The sequence below is a fragment of the Rhodoferax ferrireducens genome (assembly GCF_003347515.1).
Lineage (GTDB): Bacteria > Pseudomonadota > Gammaproteobacteria > Burkholderiales > Burkholderiaceae_C > Rhodoferax.
In genome coordinates this window covers 15,152-34,003 of sequence record NZ_QEII01000228.1, presented here as the reverse complement: position 1 = coordinate 34,003, position 18,852 = coordinate 15,152, and the positions used below count along the sequence as shown (strand labels likewise).

Annotated in this window: 18 protein-coding genes; 4 read left to right on the top strand and 14 right to left on the bottom strand. The window is 58.6% G+C overall.

Translation table 11 applies throughout. From position 1 onward, the window contains the following. The 4 genes from C5P05_RS04135 to C5P05_RS04120 are packed head-to-tail and all read right to left on the bottom strand — an operon-like array spanning position 1 to position 3,030. A complete protein-coding gene (locus C5P05_RS04135; protein ID WP_114968592.1) occupies positions 1–444 on the bottom strand; it encodes an Lrp/AsnC family transcriptional regulator in 444 nt (147 codons plus the stop codon). After that, a complete protein-coding gene (locus tag C5P05_RS04130) occupies positions 431–1,480 on the bottom strand; it encodes an Lrp/AsnC family transcriptional regulator (protein ID WP_198674615.1) in 1,050 nt (349 codons plus the stop codon). The genes C5P05_RS04135 and C5P05_RS04130 overlap by 14 nt, the downstream gene beginning before the upstream one ends. Before the next feature lie 7 nt (positions 1,481–1,487). Then, positions 1,488–2,657, bottom strand: coding sequence for a cytochrome D1 domain-containing protein (locus C5P05_RS04125; RefSeq protein WP_198674619.1), 1,170 nt, complete (start codon positions 2,655–2,657; stop codon positions 1,488–1,490). A gap of 4 nt (positions 2,658–2,661) precedes the next feature. After that, a complete protein-coding gene (locus tag C5P05_RS04120) occupies positions 2,662–3,030 on the bottom strand; it encodes a c-type cytochrome (RefSeq protein ID WP_114968590.1) in 369 nt (122 codons plus the stop codon). Positions 3,031–3,343: 313 nt separating this feature from the next. Here C5P05_RS04120 and cobA point away from each other — a divergent pair, with 313 nt between their 5' ends. Next, positions 3,344–4,171, top strand: a complete 828-nt coding sequence (gene cobA, locus C5P05_RS04115) for a uroporphyrinogen-III C-methyltransferase (RefSeq protein WP_232834334.1) — start codon at positions 3,344–3,346, stop codon at positions 4,169–4,171. 4 nt (positions 4,172–4,175) lie between these two features. Here the strand turns inward: cobA and C5P05_RS04110 are convergent, their stop codons facing one another. The 5 genes from C5P05_RS04110 to C5P05_RS04090 all read right to left on the bottom strand — a co-directional run bounded on the left by C5P05_RS04110 (position 4,176) and on the right by C5P05_RS04090 (position 9,204). Next, the gene (locus C5P05_RS04110; RefSeq protein ID WP_157979221.1) at positions 4,176–4,928 is read right to left on the bottom strand and encodes a cytochrome D1 domain-containing protein; all 753 of its coding nucleotides are present in this window, start codon (positions 4,926–4,928) and stop codon (positions 4,176–4,178) included. Positions 4,929–5,168: 240 nt separating this feature from the next. Then, the gene (locus tag C5P05_RS04105; RefSeq protein ID WP_114968587.1) at positions 5,169–5,996 is read right to left on the bottom strand and encodes an ethylbenzene dehydrogenase-related protein; all 828 of its coding nucleotides are present in this window, start codon (positions 5,994–5,996) and stop codon (positions 5,169–5,171) included. A gap of 69 nt (positions 5,997–6,065) precedes the next feature. Continuing rightward, entirely contained in the window at positions 6,066–6,650 is a 585-nt protein-coding gene (locus C5P05_RS04100) for a NapC/NirT family cytochrome c (RefSeq protein WP_198674617.1), read from the bottom strand. Positions 6,651–6,743: 93 nt separating this feature from the next. Further along, on the bottom strand, positions 6,744–8,459 hold the full coding sequence (locus C5P05_RS04095) for a cytochrome D1 domain-containing protein (RefSeq protein ID WP_114968586.1): 1,716 nt from the start codon (positions 8,457–8,459) through the stop codon (positions 6,744–6,746). Positions 8,460–8,799: 340 nt separating this feature from the next. Further along, on the bottom strand, positions 8,800–9,204 hold the full coding sequence (locus C5P05_RS04090; protein ID WP_114968585.1) for a ribonucleotide reductase subunit alpha: 405 nt from the start codon (positions 9,202–9,204) through the stop codon (positions 8,800–8,802). A gap of 166 nt (positions 9,205–9,370) precedes the next feature. Here C5P05_RS04090 and C5P05_RS04085 point away from each other — a divergent pair, with 166 nt between their 5' ends. Continuing rightward, the gene (locus tag C5P05_RS04085) at positions 9,371–12,268 is read left to right on the top strand and encodes an adenosylcobalamin-dependent ribonucleoside-diphosphate reductase (RefSeq protein WP_114968584.1); all 2,898 of its coding nucleotides are present in this window, start codon (positions 9,371–9,373) and stop codon (positions 12,266–12,268) included. A 37-nt stretch (positions 12,269–12,305) separates the two neighbouring features. On the opposite strand, the gene C5P05_RS04080 is transcribed toward C5P05_RS04085, so the two are convergent. Both C5P05_RS04080 and C5P05_RS04075 read right to left on the bottom strand, forming a co-directional pair. Then, positions 12,306–12,743 (bottom strand): universal stress protein, encoded by a 438-nt coding sequence (locus C5P05_RS04080; protein WP_114968583.1) that lies wholly within the window; start codon positions 12,741–12,743, stop codon positions 12,306–12,308. Between the two features lie 74 nt (positions 12,744–12,817). Next, complete coding sequence (locus C5P05_RS04075) at positions 12,818–13,570, bottom strand: 2OG-Fe dioxygenase family protein (RefSeq protein ID WP_114968582.1); 753 nt, start codon at positions 13,568–13,570, stop codon at positions 12,818–12,820. A gap of 156 nt (positions 13,571–13,726) precedes the next feature. Here C5P05_RS04075 and C5P05_RS04070 point away from each other — a divergent pair, with 156 nt between their 5' ends. Then, positions 13,727–14,242: a hemerythrin domain-containing protein gene (locus C5P05_RS04070; RefSeq protein ID WP_114968581.1), complete on the top strand. Its 516-nt coding sequence runs from the start codon at positions 13,727–13,729 to the stop codon at positions 14,240–14,242. Continuing rightward, on the top strand, positions 14,232–14,861 hold the full coding sequence (locus C5P05_RS04065) for a YitT family protein (protein ID WP_198674621.1): 630 nt from the start codon (positions 14,232–14,234) through the stop codon (positions 14,859–14,861). Before C5P05_RS04070 ends, C5P05_RS04065 begins: the two co-directional genes overlap by 11 nt. Positions 14,862–14,947: 86 nt before the next feature. Here the strand turns inward: C5P05_RS04065 and C5P05_RS04060 are convergent, their stop codons facing one another. The 3 genes from C5P05_RS04060 to C5P05_RS04050 are packed head-to-tail and all read right to left on the bottom strand — an operon-like array spanning position 14,948 to position 18,849. Next, the gene (locus C5P05_RS04060) at positions 14,948–16,174 is read right to left on the bottom strand and encodes a serine hydrolase domain-containing protein (RefSeq protein WP_114968631.1); all 1,227 of its coding nucleotides are present in this window, start codon (positions 16,172–16,174) and stop codon (positions 14,948–14,950) included. A 57-nt stretch (positions 16,175–16,231) separates the two neighbouring features. Further along, positions 16,232–17,116 carry an ion transporter gene (locus tag C5P05_RS04055; RefSeq protein ID WP_114968580.1) on the bottom strand — a complete coding sequence of 295 codons (885 nt, stop codon included), beginning with the start codon at positions 17,114–17,116 and terminating at the stop codon, positions 16,232–16,234. Beyond that, positions 17,116–18,849: a long-chain fatty acid--CoA ligase gene (locus C5P05_RS04050; protein ID WP_114968579.1), complete on the bottom strand. Its 1,734-nt coding sequence runs from the start codon at positions 18,847–18,849 to the stop codon at positions 17,116–17,118. Before C5P05_RS04050 ends, C5P05_RS04055 begins: the two co-directional genes overlap by 1 nt. Positions 18,850–18,852 lie beyond the last annotated feature (3 nt).

The following is an 18,852-nucleotide window of genomic DNA, read 5'->3' as shown; positions in this document are numbered from 1 at the left end:
TCATGCTTTCAGTTTCAGCTCGACAAAGTATTCACGCGACTTGGGGAAGTTGAAGACGCTGCAGCCGGTCTCCCGCTCAATGGTGTGGATGACTTCCTCAATTTCAGCGGGTGTCTCGGTCGCGATGACAAACCACATGTTCAAGTCATGGTCTCGCTCATAGTTGTGCGCCACCTGCGGCAAGGCGTTGACGCGCTGCGCCACCTGCTCAAACTCTTCAGCGGGCGCATGCAGGGCTGCCAGGGTAAAGGCGCCGCCCATGCGTTCGATCTGGTACAAGGGACCGACGCGGGTCAGTACACCGTCTTTCAAAAGTCGGGCAAGGCGCGACAACAGCTCATCCTCCGACAGCCCCAGGCGCTGCGCGGCGTCCAGGTAGGGTCGCTCGCAAATCGCCAGCCCCCCATGCAAGCCATTGATGATGTCGCGGTCAATCTGGTCCATGGGCTAACTCCGGCAAAGTCTCATTAACGGTATCGGGCACATAACGTGCGCCGCATTGCTTGAACCGCCTGCAGCTGAACAGGATTTCATGCGGATAGGAATCCAGCCCGCAGGTCCGCACCAGGGTGGCGATGCGCTGCTCGACCTCTTGGCGATTCTTGCCATGAACCATGCAAAACAGGTTGTACGGCCAATGCGGCAAGGCCCGGGGCCGGCGATAGCACAGGCTCACCCGACCCGAACTGGCTAGCCGGGTGCCCACCTGGCTGACCACGGCATCGGGCACATTCCATACCACCATGGCATTGGCGGTGTAACCCAGCTCATGGTGACGCACCACTACACCAAAGCGCTTGATGACGCCCGAAGTGGTCCAGCGCGCGAGCAAGGCGATGGCATCCGCCTCGGCGCAACCCAAGGCCGCGAACGGCTGCGCAACCAGGGGTAGGCCGGTTTGCAAGATGGCCATGAGGGCGCGTTCCGGCTCACTCAATTCAATGGCGAGAACCTCCGCTGGCACCGATATCTCACTTTGAAAATGAGGCGATGCGGCGCAGGCCAGACCAAAACCCAAGTCGATATGAAACTGCTCCAGCAAAGGCAGCACCAGCACCGGTCCACAGCCGCAGTCACGCTCAAGAGCCTGAAAAACCGCATGCAAATGCGCCACCGAGGAGGCTGTGGCCACAAACCACAGATTGAGGTGATGCTCGCGCTGGTAGTTGTGGTTGACCTCGATCCGCGCACTGACCCTGGCTGCAACTTCCTCCAGTCGCGCCGGCGGCACGGCCAGCGCAGCCAAAGCGCTGACGCCGACCACATTGGGCCGAAACACCGCGCCAATGCGGCTGACCAGCCCTCGCTGCTGCATCGACTGCAGAGTCGATATAACCGTCGCCTCCTCGACATCCAGATGCTGAGCCAGTTCAGCAAAAGGATGCGCGACCAGTGGAAAATCCTTTTGATAGTCGTTGAGCAACTTGAATTCCAGCTCGCCTAAAACGGCCTCCTGGTTCATCGTGTGCCTCTGTCCCATGCTCGCCTCAGAACCCGATGCGCGCCGCGCGGCTGGTGAAGAAAATGCCGCTGGGTGATTCCGCCGCCAGCACGCTACGCTGCGCAAAATTGGCGGTGTCATAGACCACCACACGGTTGTCATCACGCGCCGAGATCCAGACCGCTTCGCCACGCGGCGTGAACTCCATGTGCAGCACCGCCTTGCCGGGCGCCAGCTGTTTCACCACGCTGCGTTTCTCGACATCAATCACATCGACGTTGCCGTTGTCGGGGAATGCAAAATTAACCCACACCTGACGTCCATCGGGGCGCGCGATCACGAACACCGGCTGACCCGCAACCTGGATGCGCCCGGCTTCCAGCCAGGTTTCAGTGTCGAGGATCAGGACCTCATGACGACCGATGGCGGGCACATAGGCATAGCGCCCAGCCACGGCCCAGCCGCGCAGGTGCGGCATTTTGAAGACCGGCAGCTTTTCTTCGCCCTTGCCGTAACCGTTCAATATGCGACGCACGCCCTGTTCCGGATGCCACAAATCGACCAGCGCCATGCCATCTTCCCCGAACAGACCGGCCAGATAGAAGCGGCCATTGGGCGTGATCAAACCGTCGTAAGGCTGGATCCCGATGTTCTTGAATTTTTCAATGCGCGGCTTCATGGGCTCGGAGAAATCGCCGACCCAGATTTCGCCGGCATCAAACAAGCTCCACACAAAACGGTTGCCGGGCGCATCGGCCAGGCCGACCACCTTGGAACGCAAACCCGCGTCGCCATAGCTTGAAGGTACATCCACCACCAATTCCAGGGTCTCCGCTGAAAACACTTTGACGCCGCCAGGTGCGTAGTTTTGGGCCGCCACCAGTTGGCCGTCTTGCGAGATAGCGCCACCAATGCTGTTACCAGCCTGCATCACGCGGCGCTCGATCTGGCCCCGCAATAAGTCGACCTTGGTCAGGCCGCCGTCGCGCCCGAATACATAGGCGTAGCGCCCGTCGCGCGAGTACACCAGCGAAGCGTGGGACAGATCACCCAGACCTTTGACGCTGGAAATAGTGACGAGCTTGCTACTGTCCACAATCTGCACACTGCCGGTGGCGCGCTCGATGATGACCCCCAAGTCTCCGGTTCCGCGCAGCACCGGTCCTGCGCATGCGGTCAACAGCAGCAAGGCTGCCGCCAGCAGCGTGCTTTGGATTTTTCTAATGCCCACTGGGAAAACCTTTCTGCAAATTGAAAACAATCCACTCCGCTTCGGCGTCACTCAGGAAGCGTTTCCAGGGAGGCATGGCTGAATGGGGCCGTCCCTGCAGGATGACAAATTTGAGATATTCGGCCGGCTTGTCCTTTAAAACCTCGGGTAACAAGGCGGGACCCAGGCCACCTTTGAGTGTCAAGCCATGGCACGAACCGCAATCCTGTCGCACCAGCGTGACGAGTTGTTTCTGTCGATTCCCATCAACCGATACGCTGCCTTCGCCTGCCTCGTTGGCGGCCGAAGCGAGCAAAGGGAGCGTCAGGCCAATGGTCGCGAGTACGGCGAAAACAGACTGCCCCAGACCAAACAACATTTTTCAGGTTCCAGACTCAACGGATGGATTTTTCGAAGCTGCCATACACACCTTCGGTCAAGAAATTATGCGTCCTCGCTGCGCCTCTTGGGATGAATTTCCACGAATGTAGAAAGTATTGATGCAGAGCTTGATGCAGTTCAAGAATAGGACGACGCACCGGTCACAGATAGGCTTCCAGCACCTCAGGAAAACAGCATAATTTGCAGAAGCATCGCCTCGTGGTCGTGACAGCTCGCAAGAATTGTCAGTGCTCCAGGATGGATTGATCCATTTCGATGAAACAACACGTGAAAGTAAACGGGTAAATTTCTTGACTACTTTATTGATCAAAAAACACGACTCGCTTGCAGTGCAGGGGGGGACGTCAACCGGCACCGTGTACCTGGTCGGGGCCGGGCCGGGCGACCCTGACTTGTTGACGCTGAAGGCAGCCCGACTGCTGAATCAAGCCGACGTTGTCGTCTATGACAACTTGGTCAGCGAGGGCGTTATCAAACTCATACGTCGCGGTGCCGAAAAAATATATGTCGGCAAGGAAAAAAATCGCCACACCTTGCCGCAAGAAGAGATCAATCGCTTGCTGGTCTCACTGGCCAGACAAGGGAAAAAGGTGGTTCGACTCAAAGGCGGCGACCCTTTTATATTCGGGCGCGGCGGTGAGGAACTCGAAATCCTCGCGGCACAAGGCATCGCGTTTGAAGTGGTTCCCGGGATCACCGCAGCCAGTGGTGTTACCTGTTATGCAGGCATCCCTCTCACCCACCGAGACTATGCACAGACATGCTTGTTCACGACCGGCCATCTCAAGGACGGCACGCTGGACCTGGACTGGCCCACGCTCGCAAGACCCAACCAAACCGTCGTGATTTACATGGGCTTGGGCGCCTTGAGTCAGATTGCCCACCATCTCATCAAGCATGGCATGCCCGCCAGCACGCCCGCGGCCATCATTGAAAAAGGAACAACCCAGGCGCAGCGGATTATTGCCAGCACCTTGGAAGCGCTGCCCGATCTGGTGCGTGAAGTGGGTCTGAAATCCCCCGCCCTGATCGTCGTCGGAAAAGTTGTTGAACTCAACAAACGACTGCAATGGTTCACGGGAGCGCCGGCCACGCAGGCTGTATCTGAGATGGCCTGAATGCTCAAGGTCCGCACCTGACGTCGGCGGCGAAAGTTGCACCAGGCACCGGCCAGCCCGGCGCCATGAATTCTGCAATCTTGCGACGCACATCCAGATGTACGACTTGTATCCGAACACCGGCGCCGGGATGCAGCAACCCGGATTCAGCATGAGCGGTCATTACTTCATTCCCCGATTCACTTAACAAGAAATCTGTTGCGGGCGAAGGCAAGGTACTACGCTGCGGGTTCAGGTAACCAGGCACAAACGAACCCTCGTGGTACTGAAAATCATGCACCAAACCCAATGCAATTTCTGGTGATTTTGGGTTGTAACTGATTTCCCACAGTTCCGGCATATTGCTGAAGCTAACGATAAAACTGCCGCGACTTTTAGCGATGCCGACCTTCGCCACGGGCGACGTTGTTCGGCCCATTCTGTCCGCCGCACGCAGCAGTTTGATCAATTTCAATTGCTCATCAAGCACCACCAGCGTGTGTGGCTCTGCATTGGCAACCGCGAGCAGACTGGATGCATCTGCCCGCACGGCCGACAGAACCGAGCCGTTGGAGACCGTGCCGACTCGCAATTCGGTCACAAGCCGCGCCAGCGCCAGATCAAGCCGCAAGACCCAGCCGCTGCGTGTGGCGAGCAATACGTGGCGCCCATCCGGCAGGTAGTGAACTTCCGGCAGCAGACCTTCGCGCAACGTCAACAGCTGGGAAGGCGCACCCGCCTCGACGATCTCAACGCTGGCACCGTCGGGCTTGATCAACACGCTACGCCGGGGCACGGTGCCGCTGACACATCGAGGTATCGCCAGGGGAAAAATCGACTCGATCGATACAGGTGATTCAGCTGAGGGATTGGCGTCGGCAGGCAACGCCAGAACGACCCCGTACAGGGCAACACAAACCAGTCGAAGTGCCTGACCATGGCAATGACCAAGCACTCTGGTTAGCATTGCCGACCGACGCCTCCTCAAAAGGTTTTCAGTATTTGACTTGAAAAAATACTATTGCTTGACGGCCTTGACATCACCCTCGGCACCCAAGCCCAGGGTGTAGCCCAGCGACACATGATGGAATCGCCCACCCGCATGATCTCCATGAATCGCAATACCGAAAGGAACGGTCTTGCCCTCCCCTGGATTTTTGCGCGTAAAGGTAACCGTATAGGTGTCGCCCGTCTTGGCGCCTTCGGCTTTGGCACCCAGTACACCGCCGTCCATCTTGCGCTCGCTGGTCACAGTGCCGTCGACCACCTTGGCACCCTTGGCGCTTCGCCATTGCATGAACTCGTAGCTGCCTTCCTTCGTGTACTTGGTCTTCTTGTCATCCGCACCGGGCATGGATTTGGCGTCCAGGTGACATGCAGCCCAGCAGCCGACCTGGGCAGCCTGGGCCACCTTGGCATCCGGGAACATGACAGTCGTCTTGACCTCGTTATCCTTATCAGTCTTGTCTGCACCAGCCGCAGGTGTCTTGAATGTCAAGCGGATGTAGAGACTACTCGCGTCGTAGGCGGCTTGAACGCCGACCGGATACATCATGGTGGCGGGGGCGCCTTTGGGCTCCAGCTCCTTGTCAGCGAGGCGCTTGAAATTGAAGTTCAAACTGCCCTTTTCCTCGTGGCATCCGGCGCAGGTTTCACCCTTTTTCAAACCCGCCGTTCCGCTGTGATCCGATTTTTTACCGACCCATTCAATGGGTGTCACTCCAGGATGGAACACGTTGATGTCGCGCTTGGGGACTTTTGTCCAATCAGGCGCCGCTACGGCCAACTGAGAGCCAAGTGCAAACAATGTGCCCAACAGAAGCGTGGAAACAGTGGTCTTTTTCATTTGAGCTATTCCTTGTTAAATATTTATAAAACCGGTCGATTTCAGAAGCCAAATAGTCAAGCCACTCGATTACAAATCCTCTTCCTTCATTCCCTTGGGCTTGTGATGGGCGATACCCTTGTGGCAATCAATGCAGGTCTGTTTCTCATCCTGAGCAATCTTGTGCATCTTGGCCCCGCGTAGTTTTTGTTTTTCAGTGTCCATTCCTTCAAAACTGTGACAGTTACGGCACTCACGCGAATCCGTGGCCTTCATTCGCGCCCACTCGTTTTCAGCCAGACGCAGACGATTCGCCTCGAACTTCTCTTTGGTGTCAATCGTCCCTATCAGCTTGCCCCAAACCTCGCCGCTGGCCTTGATCTTGCGGATCATCTTGTGCGACCAATCCTTGGGCACATGGCAATCCGAACAGACGGCACGCACGCCAGTACGATTGCTGTAGTGGATGGTCTGCTTGTATTCCTGGTACACGTTGTCACGCATCTCATGACAAGACACGCAAAACTCCAGCGTGTTGGTCGCTTCCATGGCAGTATTGAAACCACCCCAGAAAAAGACCCCGGAGAAAAAACCAACCGTCAACAAGCCAATCAACGAATACTTTGCGCTCGGCTTCTTCAGCGTGGCCAACAGGTCAGCAATCTTTGACGCCATCAAAACTCTCCCAACTTCATAAAGACTCAACAGAGATGCAAAGGCCGGAGAGGGTTTACCGCCTAGGCCTTCGTCTCAGATCAGAAATGCCGATCAATAGATGTCATGCTGCGTGTTGAACACGTTGAACTTGCCGGTTGGCGTGATCATCTTCGGATCGGTGATCACCTTCTTCAAGGTCAAGGTCTTGTCGTCGTAGACGACGATGGCTGACTGATCGGTCTTGCCGCCCCACAGAGAGATCCACACCTCGGTGCCGTCCGCGCTGTACTCGGGATGAACCGCACGACGGGTCGCCTTGGTCGCCACCAAACCAGAATCCTTGAACACGTTGATCGTCTTCACAGGCTTGGACAAGTCGGACAGGTTCCAGACGGCGACGGATTCAGCCAGCTCCTTATCCGAGTTTTGTGCCGAATCGGCCCAGAGGTGCGTCGACTTTGGATGTGTCTTGACAAACAGGTTACCGGGAACGTGCTTCACCTCCTGCACCACCTTCCAGTTGAAGCTCTTGTACTTGGCAAATTTCGCTTCTTCAGACGGTGTGCTGATCAGGGTCACAACATCGGCACCCAGGTGACCCGTCGCCCAGACCGGACCAAACTGCGGATGGACAAAATTAGCGCCCCGACCTGGATGCGGGATCTTCGCCACGTCGACCAAGGCGGCCAGCTTGCCGGTCTTCATATCGACTGCGGCAATCTTGTTGGAGGCATTCGCGGCCACCAGGAAATAACGCTTGGAAGCATCGAAGCCGCCGTCATGCAGGAACTTGGCCGAGGCAATGGTGGTGCTTTTCAAATTCTCGATATCCGAGTAATCCACCAGCAGAATCTGCCCGGTTTCCTTGATGTTCACCACCCATTCCGGCTTGATCTCGGACGCAACAATCGAGGCCACCCGTGGCTCAGGATGATATTCACCGTCAACCGTCATGCCACGGGTACTCACCACCTTGCGAGGCTTCAGCGTGTCGCCGTCCATGATCACGTACTGGGGAGGCCAGTAGGCCCCGGCGATGGCGTACTTGTCTTCAAAGCCCTTGAACTTCGAGGTATCCACCGAGCGGGCGTCAAAACCAATCTTGACTTCCGCGACCACGCCTGGCTTCTCCATCCAGAGGTCGATCAGGGACAGGCGTCCATCGCGACCGATCACATAAACGTAACGGCCCGACTTGGACATGCGGGAAATGTGCACTGCATAGCCGGTCTTGACGATACTGCGAATTTCCTTGGTATCGCCATCAATCAAAGCCACCTCACCCGCATCGCGCAAGGTCACCGAGAACATGTTCTTCAGGTTGTACTTGTTCATCTGCTTGGTCGGACGATCCTTGACCGGCACGATCACCTTCCACGAATCCATCGTGTCCTTGAAGCTGTACTCGGGTGGAACATCTGGCGTGTTCTGGATGTACTTCGCCATCAGGGACAACTCTTCCTTGGTCAGGATGTCGTCGAAGTTGACCATCCCGCCGTCCGTACCATAACCAATGATCTTCTCCAGGCGGGATTGCCCCAGACTGAGTGTGCCGCCTTCGGTCTTGGTGCCATCCTTGGCGGTTTTGGTCCAATGGGGTTCGAGATTCTTGCCTGTGGCGCCCTTGCGCAGCACGCCATGACAACCCGCGCAACGTTCAAAATAAATCTTTTTTGCAGTTTCTTTTTCAACTGCGGTCATAGGTGGGGACTCGGAAATGGTGTTTCCAGTTTGAGCAATGCTGCTCTTCTCTTGCGCTGCCGCAGTGATCGCCAGGCCCGTCAGCAGAACTACCGCCGCGACGCTGGAAAGACGTGGAATTTTCATGTTTTTACTCCGTTTGTATCTCGCAGCCAAACCGCCGAATTGGTGGAAATTTGAGCTCGTCGATGGCTGCAGCTATTCGTTTCGAGCGAGTGAATTGTCCAGCGGGGTCCCGCGCTCTGTCCTTAACTTACCTTAAGCGAGAGAGATCATTGGGTAGAAAACTGAAGTGCGAGGTGTCGCTCACGCACTGCGCCTGCAAGGTGGCGATGCCGACCCTGGCGTTGCGGGGAATATATTGAGAGGGATTGAGGGATCGGCCGTCGGAGCCGCGGGAGGCGCCGCTCAGTGTTGAGCGGGCTCCAATTCACACACCAAGCCCGGCCGCGAAAAGCCGTGGCCTTTAGACCAGGTTAACAGGCAGGCCTTGGCGGTCAAATGGAATCAGTGTTCCCAGCGTGCCCGCCTTGATGGCTTCGACCATTCGCTCCAAAGGCTTTTCAGCCGCCTCAGGGGTCGGGGCGAGCCCGCCACTCCCGGACAAAGCCGCGGCAAATACGATGCTCCACTCTTGACCAAACAGCTGCGACTCCTGCATCAAATCAGCAAAAGTCAGCAGTTCCTCGGGCGTTTTGTCCACGCACATGATGGGGACAAGCGCTCCGCCCTCACCGGCCAGAAAGCGCTCGCGCTGCGCCGCAGTGCTGTCCTCCGGCAAATCAGCACTGGCGAAGACAAACAGCAAACGTTGCGGCTCGGCTTGCTGCCGTGCTGCCTGCAGCAAATCATCAAAACTGGCAATATTCATGGTTAAACCTTCTCATGCAAAAACGTTTCAAGCACTAGACCCCAAGGGTAGGCCGGTAGTATCGTTCGGATTCAATTTTTTGTTTCAAGCTTGGACTTGCCGCACGTCAACAATCCGAACACCGCACCGCCCTAACATGCCACAGCAATTTTTCAGGAAACAAGTTATGTCGCAAAAATCCCCCGAACGTACGAAACCAGCTCTCGCACTGGCACCTCAGCAAATCAGCGAGGAGGTACTTCTTGAAAAGTACAGCAAAGGAACCGAAAAATCCATATTTGATGTCAACCAGCGGGTTGCACGTGCTTTGGCTGAAGTCGAAGCCCCGGAGCAGCAAAAGCAGTGGGAAGCCAAATTCCTGCAGGCACTGCAAAACGGCTTCTTGCCCGCTGGTCGCATTCAGTCTGCCGCTGGCACAGATCTGGCTGCCACGCTGATCAACTGCTTTGTGCAACCCGTGGGCGACTCCATCGCCCACGTGGAAGATGGCCACCCCGGTATCTACACCGCGCTGACCGAAGCCGCCGAGACCATGCGTCGTGGCGGCGGCGTCGGCTATGACTTCTCCCGCATTCGTCCGCGCGGCGCGTGGGTTGGCAGTACGCAAAGCAGCGCGTCAGGGCCGGTGAGTTATATGCGCGTGTTTGACCGCTCGTGTGAAACCGTCGAATCCGCGGGTGCCCGACGTGGCGCGCAAATGGGTGTTCTGCGTTGCGACCATCCCGATATTGAAGAGTTTATTCGCGCCAAAGACACGGGTGACCTGAAGAACTTCAATATCTCCGTGGGTGTCACCGATGCCTTCATGGAAGCGGTGCAACAAAACAGCGAGTTCGCCCTGATTCATCGCGCCGAACCCGGCACCGCCCAAAAAGCCGCTGGCGCCTACCAGGCCAAGGACAGTGGCTTGTGGATTTACCGCAAATTGCAGGCGCGCGAGCTGTGGGACCAAATCATGCGCTCCACCTACGATCACGCCGAGCCCGGCGTCTTATTCCTGGACCATATCAACCGCGACAACAACCTGTCGTATTGCGAAACCATTGCCAGCACCAACCCCTGTGCCGAGCAACCCCTGCCCCCTTACGGCTGCTGCTGCCTCGGCTCCATCGACCTGACCCGCTTCATCGACCAGCCCTTTGAAGAAAATGCCCACTTTGACGAATCGGCCTTTGCCGACGTGGTGCGCATTGCCACGCGCATGCTGGACAACGTGCTGGACGTCACCGTGTGGCCGCTGCCGCAGCAACAGGAAGAGGCCCGCAACAAGCGCCGTGTGGGTTTGGGCTTCACCGGACTGGGCGACGCGCTGGTGATGCTGAACCTGCGCTATGACACACAGCAAGCGCGAGACATGGCGCGGCAGATTTCCGAGTTGATGCGCGATACAGCCTACGAAGCATCGGTTGAACTGGCCCGCGAGCGCGGGGCCTTCCCGCTGTTCAATGCCGACCTGTACCTGAGCGGTCAGACCTTTGCGTCGCGATTGCCTGCTGGCCTGAAGGAACGCATTCGTGCCCACGGCCTGCGCAATTCGCACCTGCTCTCTATCGCGCCGACCGGCACCATCAGCCTGGCTTTCGCGGACAACGCCAGCAACGGCATCGAGCCAGCTTTCAGCTGGAGCTACACCCGCAAAAAACGCATGCCCGATGGCAGCTTCAAGGAGTATGCGGTGGAAGATCACGCATGGCGCCTTTACCGTCACCTGCATGGCGAACATGCACCGCTCACCCCAGCCTTCGTGACCGCCCTTGAAATGAGCGCGCAAGCCCATGAAGCGATGGTCGCGACCGTGGCACCTTTCATCGACACCGCCATCTCCAAGACAGTCAACGTACCGGCGGACTATCCCTATGCCGAGTTCCAGCATCTGTACATGGAAGCCTGGCAATCTGGCTTGAAGGGCCTGGCCACCTACCGGCCCAACTCGGTGCTGGGTTCCGTCCTGAGTGTCACACCCAGCTCGGCACCTGGCACCGCAAAACCCCTGCAGATTGACGGCGCCAATCAACGTTTATCGCTGGAGCGCCTGCCCGCCCCCGTGCTCTCGTCCCTGCGCTGGCCGGGTCGCCCCGATCTGCCGGCAGGCAACCCGGCATGGACCTTCATGGTGCATCACCCGTTTGGCGACTTCGCACTGTTTGTCGGCGAACTGGCGCCCGCGGAAGGCGGGGCACCCAAACCCTTCGAGGTCTGGGTCAACGGCACGGAGCAGCCGCGCGGCTTGGGCGCACTCGCCAAAACGCTGTCCATGGACTTGCGCGCCAATGACCCCGCCTGGCTGCAACTGAAACTGGACGCGCTGGCCACGGTGGCAGAAGAACATTCGTTTGCGATGCCGTTTCCACCGCATGGTGAACACCGCTTGTTCCCGGGTGTTGTGGCCGCCACAGCAGCGGTTATTCGCTGGCGCTGCGACCAGCTCAAAGCCCTGGCCGACACGGATGCCCAGGTGCCAACCCCCGTGCTGGACGCCATGTTCAGCCGGGGCGAGCCGCAAACCGGGCCCTCGGGCACATTGGCGTGGTCGGTGGACGTGGACAATCCGGCGACCGGCGAAGCCTTCACGGTCACCCTCAAGGAGGTGAACCTGCAGGGCCATGACGGCGTCATCGTTACCCGACCTTGTGCCGTGGGCTTTTCAGGCAACTATCCCCGAGCGCTCGATGGCTTGGCCCGGCTGCTGTCGCTGGATATGCGGGTGATCGATCCGGCCTGGATCGGCATGAAGTTACGCAAGCTGCTCAACTATGCCGAACCCTTGGGTCACTTCATGGCCTTCGTTCCGGGCTTGCCCCATGGCGAGCGTCGCCAGCAGACCTGGCCATCGACGGTCGCCTATATCGCGCGCCTGATCATTCACCGCTACGCCATGCTGGGCGTGCTGGACGAGGAAGGTTTTCCACTGCGCGACATGGGTGTGCTCGATGCACCCAAAAACCAGGAAGCACCCACCACGATGGCCGGCAAGGTTTGTCCAGAATGCGGCAACCCGACCGTCATTCACAAAGACGGTTGTGATTTCTGTACCGCTTGTGGCTATGTGGGGCAATGTGGCTGAAGGCTGCCCCAAAGCGTCAGGTTGACGCCTGACGCTTTCAGTCGCGCACCACCAGAACCGGCAGATGAGTGTGAGCAAGAACCGCTTGCGTGACACTGCCAAGCACCATTTTTTCCAGGCCACTGCGTCCATGCGAACCCATGACGATCAAATCGGTTTGCAGTGACTCGGCGGCCTCCACCACGCCGCGCCACGCGGCATGTGCTTCAACCACAGAGGTATCAGCACTAACGCCCGCTGCTTCGAACGCGGTTTTCGCATCCTTGATGGCCGCATTGGCTTCGGCCGTGGCCGCATTCAAATACTCGGCCTGACCATAGGCGAAATCTGTTCCGACCCCGGTAAACGGGTAGGGGTCAATGACAAAGATCGCAGTCACGCGACTGCCAAAAGCCTTGGCCAGACCGATGGCTTTTTCAACGGCCAGATGGGCCGTGGCTGAGCCATCAATCGGAACGAGAATGTGCTTGAACATGGTGAATACTCCTTTTAATTTGACAGCATCAAGTGTCTGAGCGACTCAGCCGCAAAACTTTGACTTTAGTCAAGTTAACGGCTTTCTTCCTGGAAACCCGCGGCGCGAAGGGTGATGACCAGCGTATCACGATGCCCGCCCTGTGTGTCGGGTGTCAAAGGCTGGATCGGCGTTGACTCGTGAATCACGCGGCTATCGTCCAGCAGCAGAAGCGACCAGGGTTCCGTCAGGGTAAAGCGTTGACCGTTTGGCCCGGCCGCGTCAAACACACGGGTCTCCCCGCCCTTGACCCCGTCCCTGTTCACCAGAAATACGGCGACCATATCGACACCGTCCCGATGTGCGCCTTCGGGCGTGGGGCGCCCGATGCCATCCGCCGTGTCAATGCGAAATTGGTGCGCCTCCACAAACCAGGGCTTCACGCCTTTCAGGTCTGAGCACACAGCACCCAACCACACCAGCAATTGGCTCCACACAGGCTGGGCCAGCAGCGCCGGCAATATCGGCTCAAACATGCGGTGCATGCCGCCATGCAAAGCGTTGTACTCCACCGGCTGCCAATGCGCACGATGCGGCACCGGCGTCACCTGCGCTCCCTCCACGATGAAGCAGGAATGCCGGCGCCGCCGGTAGCGCCCGCCATCTTTCAGAAATGAATCCGGTGGAAGTCCGGCCCACAGTGGGCGCAAGGCGGCCAACGCATCCGGTGGACACCCGCTCAGGGCGCTCACGCTGCGTGCATCCAGCACGCCATAGCCCTGCTGTTGAAGAACCGTACCGAGCTCACCGAGCGCGGCCAAAGTGGGAGGAGAAAACGATGTCGTCATGGGCTCCAAGCTTACCTCCTCAATTCATGACTTCGATCAAAGTCCACAGGCTGGATTTCCGTATGCTCGACAAAACTGTCTGAATACCTGCGGGACCGACCTTGGCCACGCAATCGCTGAGCAGGCTCAGCGCCCCACTGAATAGGAGATACCGGAATGTCCACACTGCAATGGTCTGAATCACTCGCGCTTGGCTTGCCCTTTATGGACGACACGCACCAAGAATTTGTCGAATTGCTGGCCATCGTCGTCCATGCGTCTGACGACGACCTTCTGAAGACATGGCAAACCTTGATTGAGCACACCGACGAGCATTTTGAGCGCGAAGACCAATGGATGCAGAACACCCGGTTTTCGTCTTCCAACTGCCATTCGATGCAACACAAGGTAATTCTGCAGGTCATGCGTGAAGGTGACAAGCGCGGACAGGCCGGCGAGCTGGACGTGGTGCGGCAAATGGCCCGTGAACTGGGCACCTGGTTTCCGCAACATGCGCAAAGCATGGACGCGGCACTGGCCTTGCACCTGCGCGGCGTGGGCTATGACCCGGCGACCGGCATTGTTCACTCGCCTCAGGAACTGCCGCAGGAGGTCATCCACGGTTGTGGCGGCTCAAGCTGCTCCAGTCCAGCCGGCGAAGCCACACAAACGCCGGCTGAAAGTGCAGTCTGACCAGTCACCCGAGCCAGCGCTGACCACCCTGCGCCATCGCCCCTATGAAGATGTCCAGGCACTGATCACCGGCACCCTGTTTGTAGCCCTCGGCATCGTGATGTTTGGCCACACCGGCCTGTTGACGGGCGGCACCGCCGGCATTGCCTTCCTGATCCACTACGCCACAGGCTGGAATTTTGGCCTGGTCTTCTTCCTGGTCAATCTGCCTTTCTACGGACTGGCGTGGCAACGCATGGGCAAAGCCTTCACCCTGAAAACATTTGCAGCCGTTGGCTTGCTGTCGACCTTTGTCAACCTGCTGCCCAAGTTGGTGAGCTTCCAGGCCTTGTCGGCGCCGTTCACGGCCGTGATGGGCGGCTTGCTGATGGGCGCCGGCATGCTGATGCTGTTTCGTCACCGGGCCAGCCTGGGCGGATTCAACGTGTTGGTGCTGTATTTACAGGAACGCTTTGGCTGGCGCGCCGGCAGAATCCAGATGGGGTTTGACTGCGCGATTGTGCTCGGCTCATTTGCGCTGGTGGACTGGCAACACGTTGCCCTGTCCGTGCTGGGCGCCGTGATGCTGAATCAGACCTTGGCCACCAACCACCGGGCCGGTCGGTACATCACACTTTAGTCGCGGCAAAACGCTACAAAATAAGTAGCTTGTTGCGCATATAGGACGGCGGCTACAGGTCGATTTCCTATAAATTCGCCAGTACCTTAATCCACCAGCGTGGCGTACACCAGATCGCGAAACAGCATGCGGTAATACTCGCGCTGGTTGGGCGCCTGCAGCATCAAAATGGCAAACATGTCTTCGACCGGATCAACAAAGAAAGTTGTGCCGGCCATGCCCCCCCAGAAATAAGTCCCCACTGAACCCGGCACGCTGGCCACGCCCAGTTGCCTGCGCACCGCAAAGCCCAGCCCAAAGCCATGTCCAAGCGGCAGCAGCGCGCGGGATGCGCTGCTGTGCACGGAGATGTCCCCCAGATGATCGGCGGTCATGAACTCCACGGTTCTGGGGCCCAGCAGGCGCACGCCGTCGAGCTCTCCCTTGTTCAACATGAACTGCAAAAACCGCGCGTAATCGGCCGCCGTCGAGGCCAGGCCACCACCGCCCGACTCCAGCGCGGCATCTTCGCGCACGTCAATCACTCGCATCTGTATGCCGCCCTCGGGGTCCCGCGCAAAAGGCTCGGCAATGCGGGCTTGGTGCTGCGGCGGTACGGTAAACCAGGTCTCCTGCATGCCCAGCGGCTTGAAGATGTGCTCCTGGAGGTAGGCACCCAATGTCTGGCCGCTCAGCACCTCCACCAGACGCCCCAACACGTCCGTGGCACGGCCGTATTCCCACGCCGTGCCGGGTTCGAACATCAAGGGCAAGGCTGCCAGTTGATGGGAAAACTCGGCATTGCTACGCTCGCGCGAGCCGATTCGGGCCTGGGCATATTGCCGCTGCACCGCTGCGCTGCCCATAAATTCATAGGTGAACCCAGCGGTATGGCGGAGCAAATCCTGAATGGTCGCCATCTGTCGCACGGCTTGCAACTGCACCGCCCCGTCCACCAGACTGGCCACTTTTTGCGCGGCGTACTCGGGCAGATGTTTCGCGACCGGGTCACTCAACAGCAGTCTTCCCTGCTCCATCAACATCATGACCGCCACCGACACGATCGGCTTGGTCATGGAGTAAATGCGAAATATGGCGTCCCGCGCCATCGGGGTGCCCGTCGCGGGGTCTTGGGCACCCAGGCTTTCAAACAAGGCGACTTTGCCGTGACGTGCAATCAGGGCGACAGCGCCAGGCAGGCGCTGGCGGTCCACCTCGGCCTGCAATACCGCCAGCAATCGCGTGGTGCGCTGCGGGCAAAGGCCGGCCTTCTCAGGCGCCACCGTCGGCAATGCTGCCCCGGTATCAGGGGTGTTAGTGTGCTGACGGCTCATGCGCATACTCCGGCAAGATGGATTTGAAACACATTTATCTCCCCAGTTTTCGCCATGCTAATCCCCTTGCCGACGCGCCGGGCCTGTGTCGTTGAAATACTGGGGCAACTGAGCGCCGCAATGCAGGCAATAGTTGGCCTCCGGCAGATGACCTTCCGTCAGACACTCATGGCAGGTACGCGTGGTCGGGGCGTTGGTGGTGCGCAGGGCCGTCATCTCTGCGGTCACGATACCCGTCGGCACAGCCAGCGTGCCCCAACCCAAAAGCATCATGGCCGATGAGATCAGGCGGCCGAGGTCGGTCTTGGGCGTGATGTCGCCAAACCCCACCGTCGTCATCGTGGTGATCGCCCAGTACACAGATGTTGGAATGCTGGTGTACCCATTGGCCGGCCCCTCCACCACATACATCAGCGTGCCCATGACCAGCACAATCATCATCACCGCCGACAAAAAGACCAGAATCTTGCGCCGGCTGGCTCTGAGCGCGCGGCCCAGCGACTGGTATTCAGAGACATAGGCCGTCAACTTGAAGATACGGAACACGCGCAGCAAACGCAGCACGCGCACATCAATCAGCGCCTGCGCCTCCGGCACCAGCAAAGCAATATAGGTGGGCAGGAGCGCCATCAGGTCAATCACGCCGTAAAAACTGAAGGCGTAGCGCCCGGGATGGCGCACGCACACCAGTCGCGCCACATACTCCGCGGTGAAAGCCAGGGTGAACATCCACTCCATCCACGTGAACACCGCGCGGGATGACTGCCCCGGCCCTTGCATGCTGTCGATGACAACCACCGCGACGCTCGCTAATATGACCCCGATCAGGCACTGGTCAAAAAGACGCCCGGCCCGCGTATCGGCCTCAAAAATGATGGTGTAAAGACGCAGCCGCCAGCCGTGCAGTGGCTTGCCTAAGACGTCCTGACCTGAAACTGCCATTACTTGTATTCAACTTCCTGCAATAAGCGCCACATGACCTTGCCTGCACCACTCTTGGGCAGGGCCTCCACAAACTGCACGACACGCGGCACTTTGTAGACGGCCATGTTATCCCGGCACCAGTCGATGACGTCTTGTTCACTGACAACGCCCTTGTGAGAGGGCCGTAAGACAATCACTGCCTTGACCGATTCGCCCCGATAGCTGTCTTTGGTTGAAATCACGCAGGCTTCCTGCACCGCCGGATGCCGGAACATCAGCGCCTCGACCTCGGCCGGCCAGACCTTGAAGCCGGACGCATTGATCATGCGCTTGAGCCGGTCAGTCAGGAAAAAATAGCCGTCCGCATCCACATGCCCCAAGTCGCCGGAGCGGAAAAAGCGCTTGCCTTCGAACTCGATGAATGCGGCCTGCGTCGCGTCTGGCCGCTTCCAGTAGCCTTGAAAGACTTCCGGGCCATGAATGATGATTTCGCCCTGCTCACCGGTTGGCATTTCGAGCAAGGTGTCCGGGTCAATCACCCGCGCGTCGGTGCTCATGAAGGGAATGCCCAGGCACTGCTGTCTGGGCGCATCCGGCGGATTGCTGTGGGAAGGCGCCGCAGTTTCAGTCAAACCGTAACCCTCCACATAACGCAAGCCAAACTGTTCAAACAACCGCTGCGCCACCGCCTGCGGCATGGCGGCGCCGCCGCCGCCCACGTAGACCAGGCTGGAAAGATCGTAGCGCTCAAAGTTGGGGCTGGCCAGCAGATCAATCACCATGGTCGGGATATTGGTCCAGTGCGTCACCCGCCAGCCCGATATGAGGCGCCCCGCCAGCTCGCGATCCCAGCGCGGCATCAGGATGAGCGTGGCGCCATTTCGAATGCTGGTGTGCATCAGGCTCACCATGCCGGTGATATGGAACAGGGGCACCACCATAAGGACCACGTTTTCCGCCGAGCCGTTGCACCACAGGCCACTGGCCACGGCGTTGTGCATGATGCTGGCGTGGGTGTGCATGCACCCTTTGGGCAAGCCGGTGGTGCCACTGGTGTAGGGCAACAAAGCTAGATCGGCCGGCCCCACTGACAGCACAGGTGCCGTGGACGTCGCAGCCAGCGCCTCATCCCAGCGGTGCACCTGCCCGTCCTGTAAATCAGGGAGCGCGTGACGTGTCAGCAGCCAATCGGTCCAGGCAGCAGGCGGCGCATCATCGCCCGACACATTGGCGTCAAACGCATCGGTGAAGTGCGTCACGAGCAGATGCGCCAGCCTTTGGGCTGGCGCCAGCGCATTGCTGGCTTGTGCCAGTTCAGCCGCCAGATCGGCGGTCGTGATCGCCACTTTGGCATCCGGGTCGAGGATGTAGTGCTTGAGCTCTTCTGTGCGGTTCATGGGATTGACCGGCACCACCACGGCGTTGGCCCGCAAAATTGCAAAGTGCGCAATCACCAGTTGCGGACAGTTCTGCATATTGAGCACGACCCTGTCACCTTTCTTAACCCCCAGCCCTTGTAAACAGGCCGCAAGACGCTCTGCTTTTTGCAGCACTTCAGCGTAGCTGAAGATCCGTCCAAAAAAGACGAACGCGGCTTTGTGCGGGTAGCGCCGGGCACTGGTCTCCAGGTTGTCCCACAAGGACGTTTCGGGGAGCGTGATGGCATGGGGCAGCCGCTTGGGCCAGAAGCGATGGTGCGCCCGAACCTCTGGTTTGACCTTGGAGCCTGTTGAACTTGAAGACTGATCCATAGG

Coding starts and splice junctions, on each gene's coding strand:
- C5P05_RS04070 (WP_114968581.1), top strand. CDS start 13,727: ATGTCCACACTGCAATGGTCTGAATCACTCGCGCTTGGCTTGCCCTTT.
- C5P05_RS04055 (WP_114968580.1), bottom strand. CDS start 17,116: ATGGCAGTTTCAGGTCAGGACGTCTTAGGCAAGCCACTGCACGGCTGG.
- C5P05_RS04105 (WP_114968587.1), bottom strand. CDS start 5,996: ATGAAAAAGACCACTGTTTCCACGCTTCTGTTGGGCACATTGTTTGCA.
- C5P05_RS04135 (WP_114968592.1), bottom strand. CDS start 444: ATGGACCAGATTGACCGCGACATCATCAATGGCTTGCATGGGGGGCTG.
- C5P05_RS04095 (WP_114968586.1), bottom strand. CDS start 8,459: ATGAAAATTCCACGTCTTTCCAGCGTCGCGGCGGTAGTTCTGCTGACG.
- C5P05_RS04100 (WP_198674617.1), bottom strand. CDS start 6,650: ATGGCGTCAAAGATTGCTGACCTGTTGGCCACGCTGAAGAAGCCGAGC.
- C5P05_RS04085 (WP_114968584.1), top strand. CDS start 9,371: ATGTCGCAAAAATCCCCCGAACGTACGAAACCAGCTCTCGCACTGGCA.
- C5P05_RS04075 (WP_114968582.1), bottom strand. CDS start 13,570: ATGACGACATCGTTTTCTCCTCCCACTTTGGCCGCGCTCGGTGAGCTC.
- C5P05_RS04090 (WP_114968585.1), bottom strand. CDS start 9,204: ATGAATATTGCCAGTTTTGATGATTTGCTGCAGGCAGCACGGCAGCAA.
- C5P05_RS04080 (WP_114968583.1), bottom strand. CDS start 12,743: ATGTTCAAGCACATTCTCGTTCCGATTGATGGCTCAGCCACGGCCCAT.
- C5P05_RS04050 (WP_114968579.1), bottom strand. CDS start 18,849: ATGGATCAGTCTTCAAGTTCAACAGGCTCCAAGGTCAAACCAGAGGTT.
- C5P05_RS04130 (WP_198674615.1), bottom strand. CDS start 1,480: ATGGGACAGAGGCACACGATGAACCAGGAGGCCGTTTTAGGCGAGCTG.
- C5P05_RS04120 (WP_114968590.1), bottom strand. CDS start 3,030: ATGTTGTTTGGTCTGGGGCAGTCTGTTTTCGCCGTACTCGCGACCATT.
- C5P05_RS04060 (WP_114968631.1), bottom strand. CDS start 16,174: ATGAGCCGTCAGCACACTAACACCCCTGATACCGGGGCAGCATTGCCG.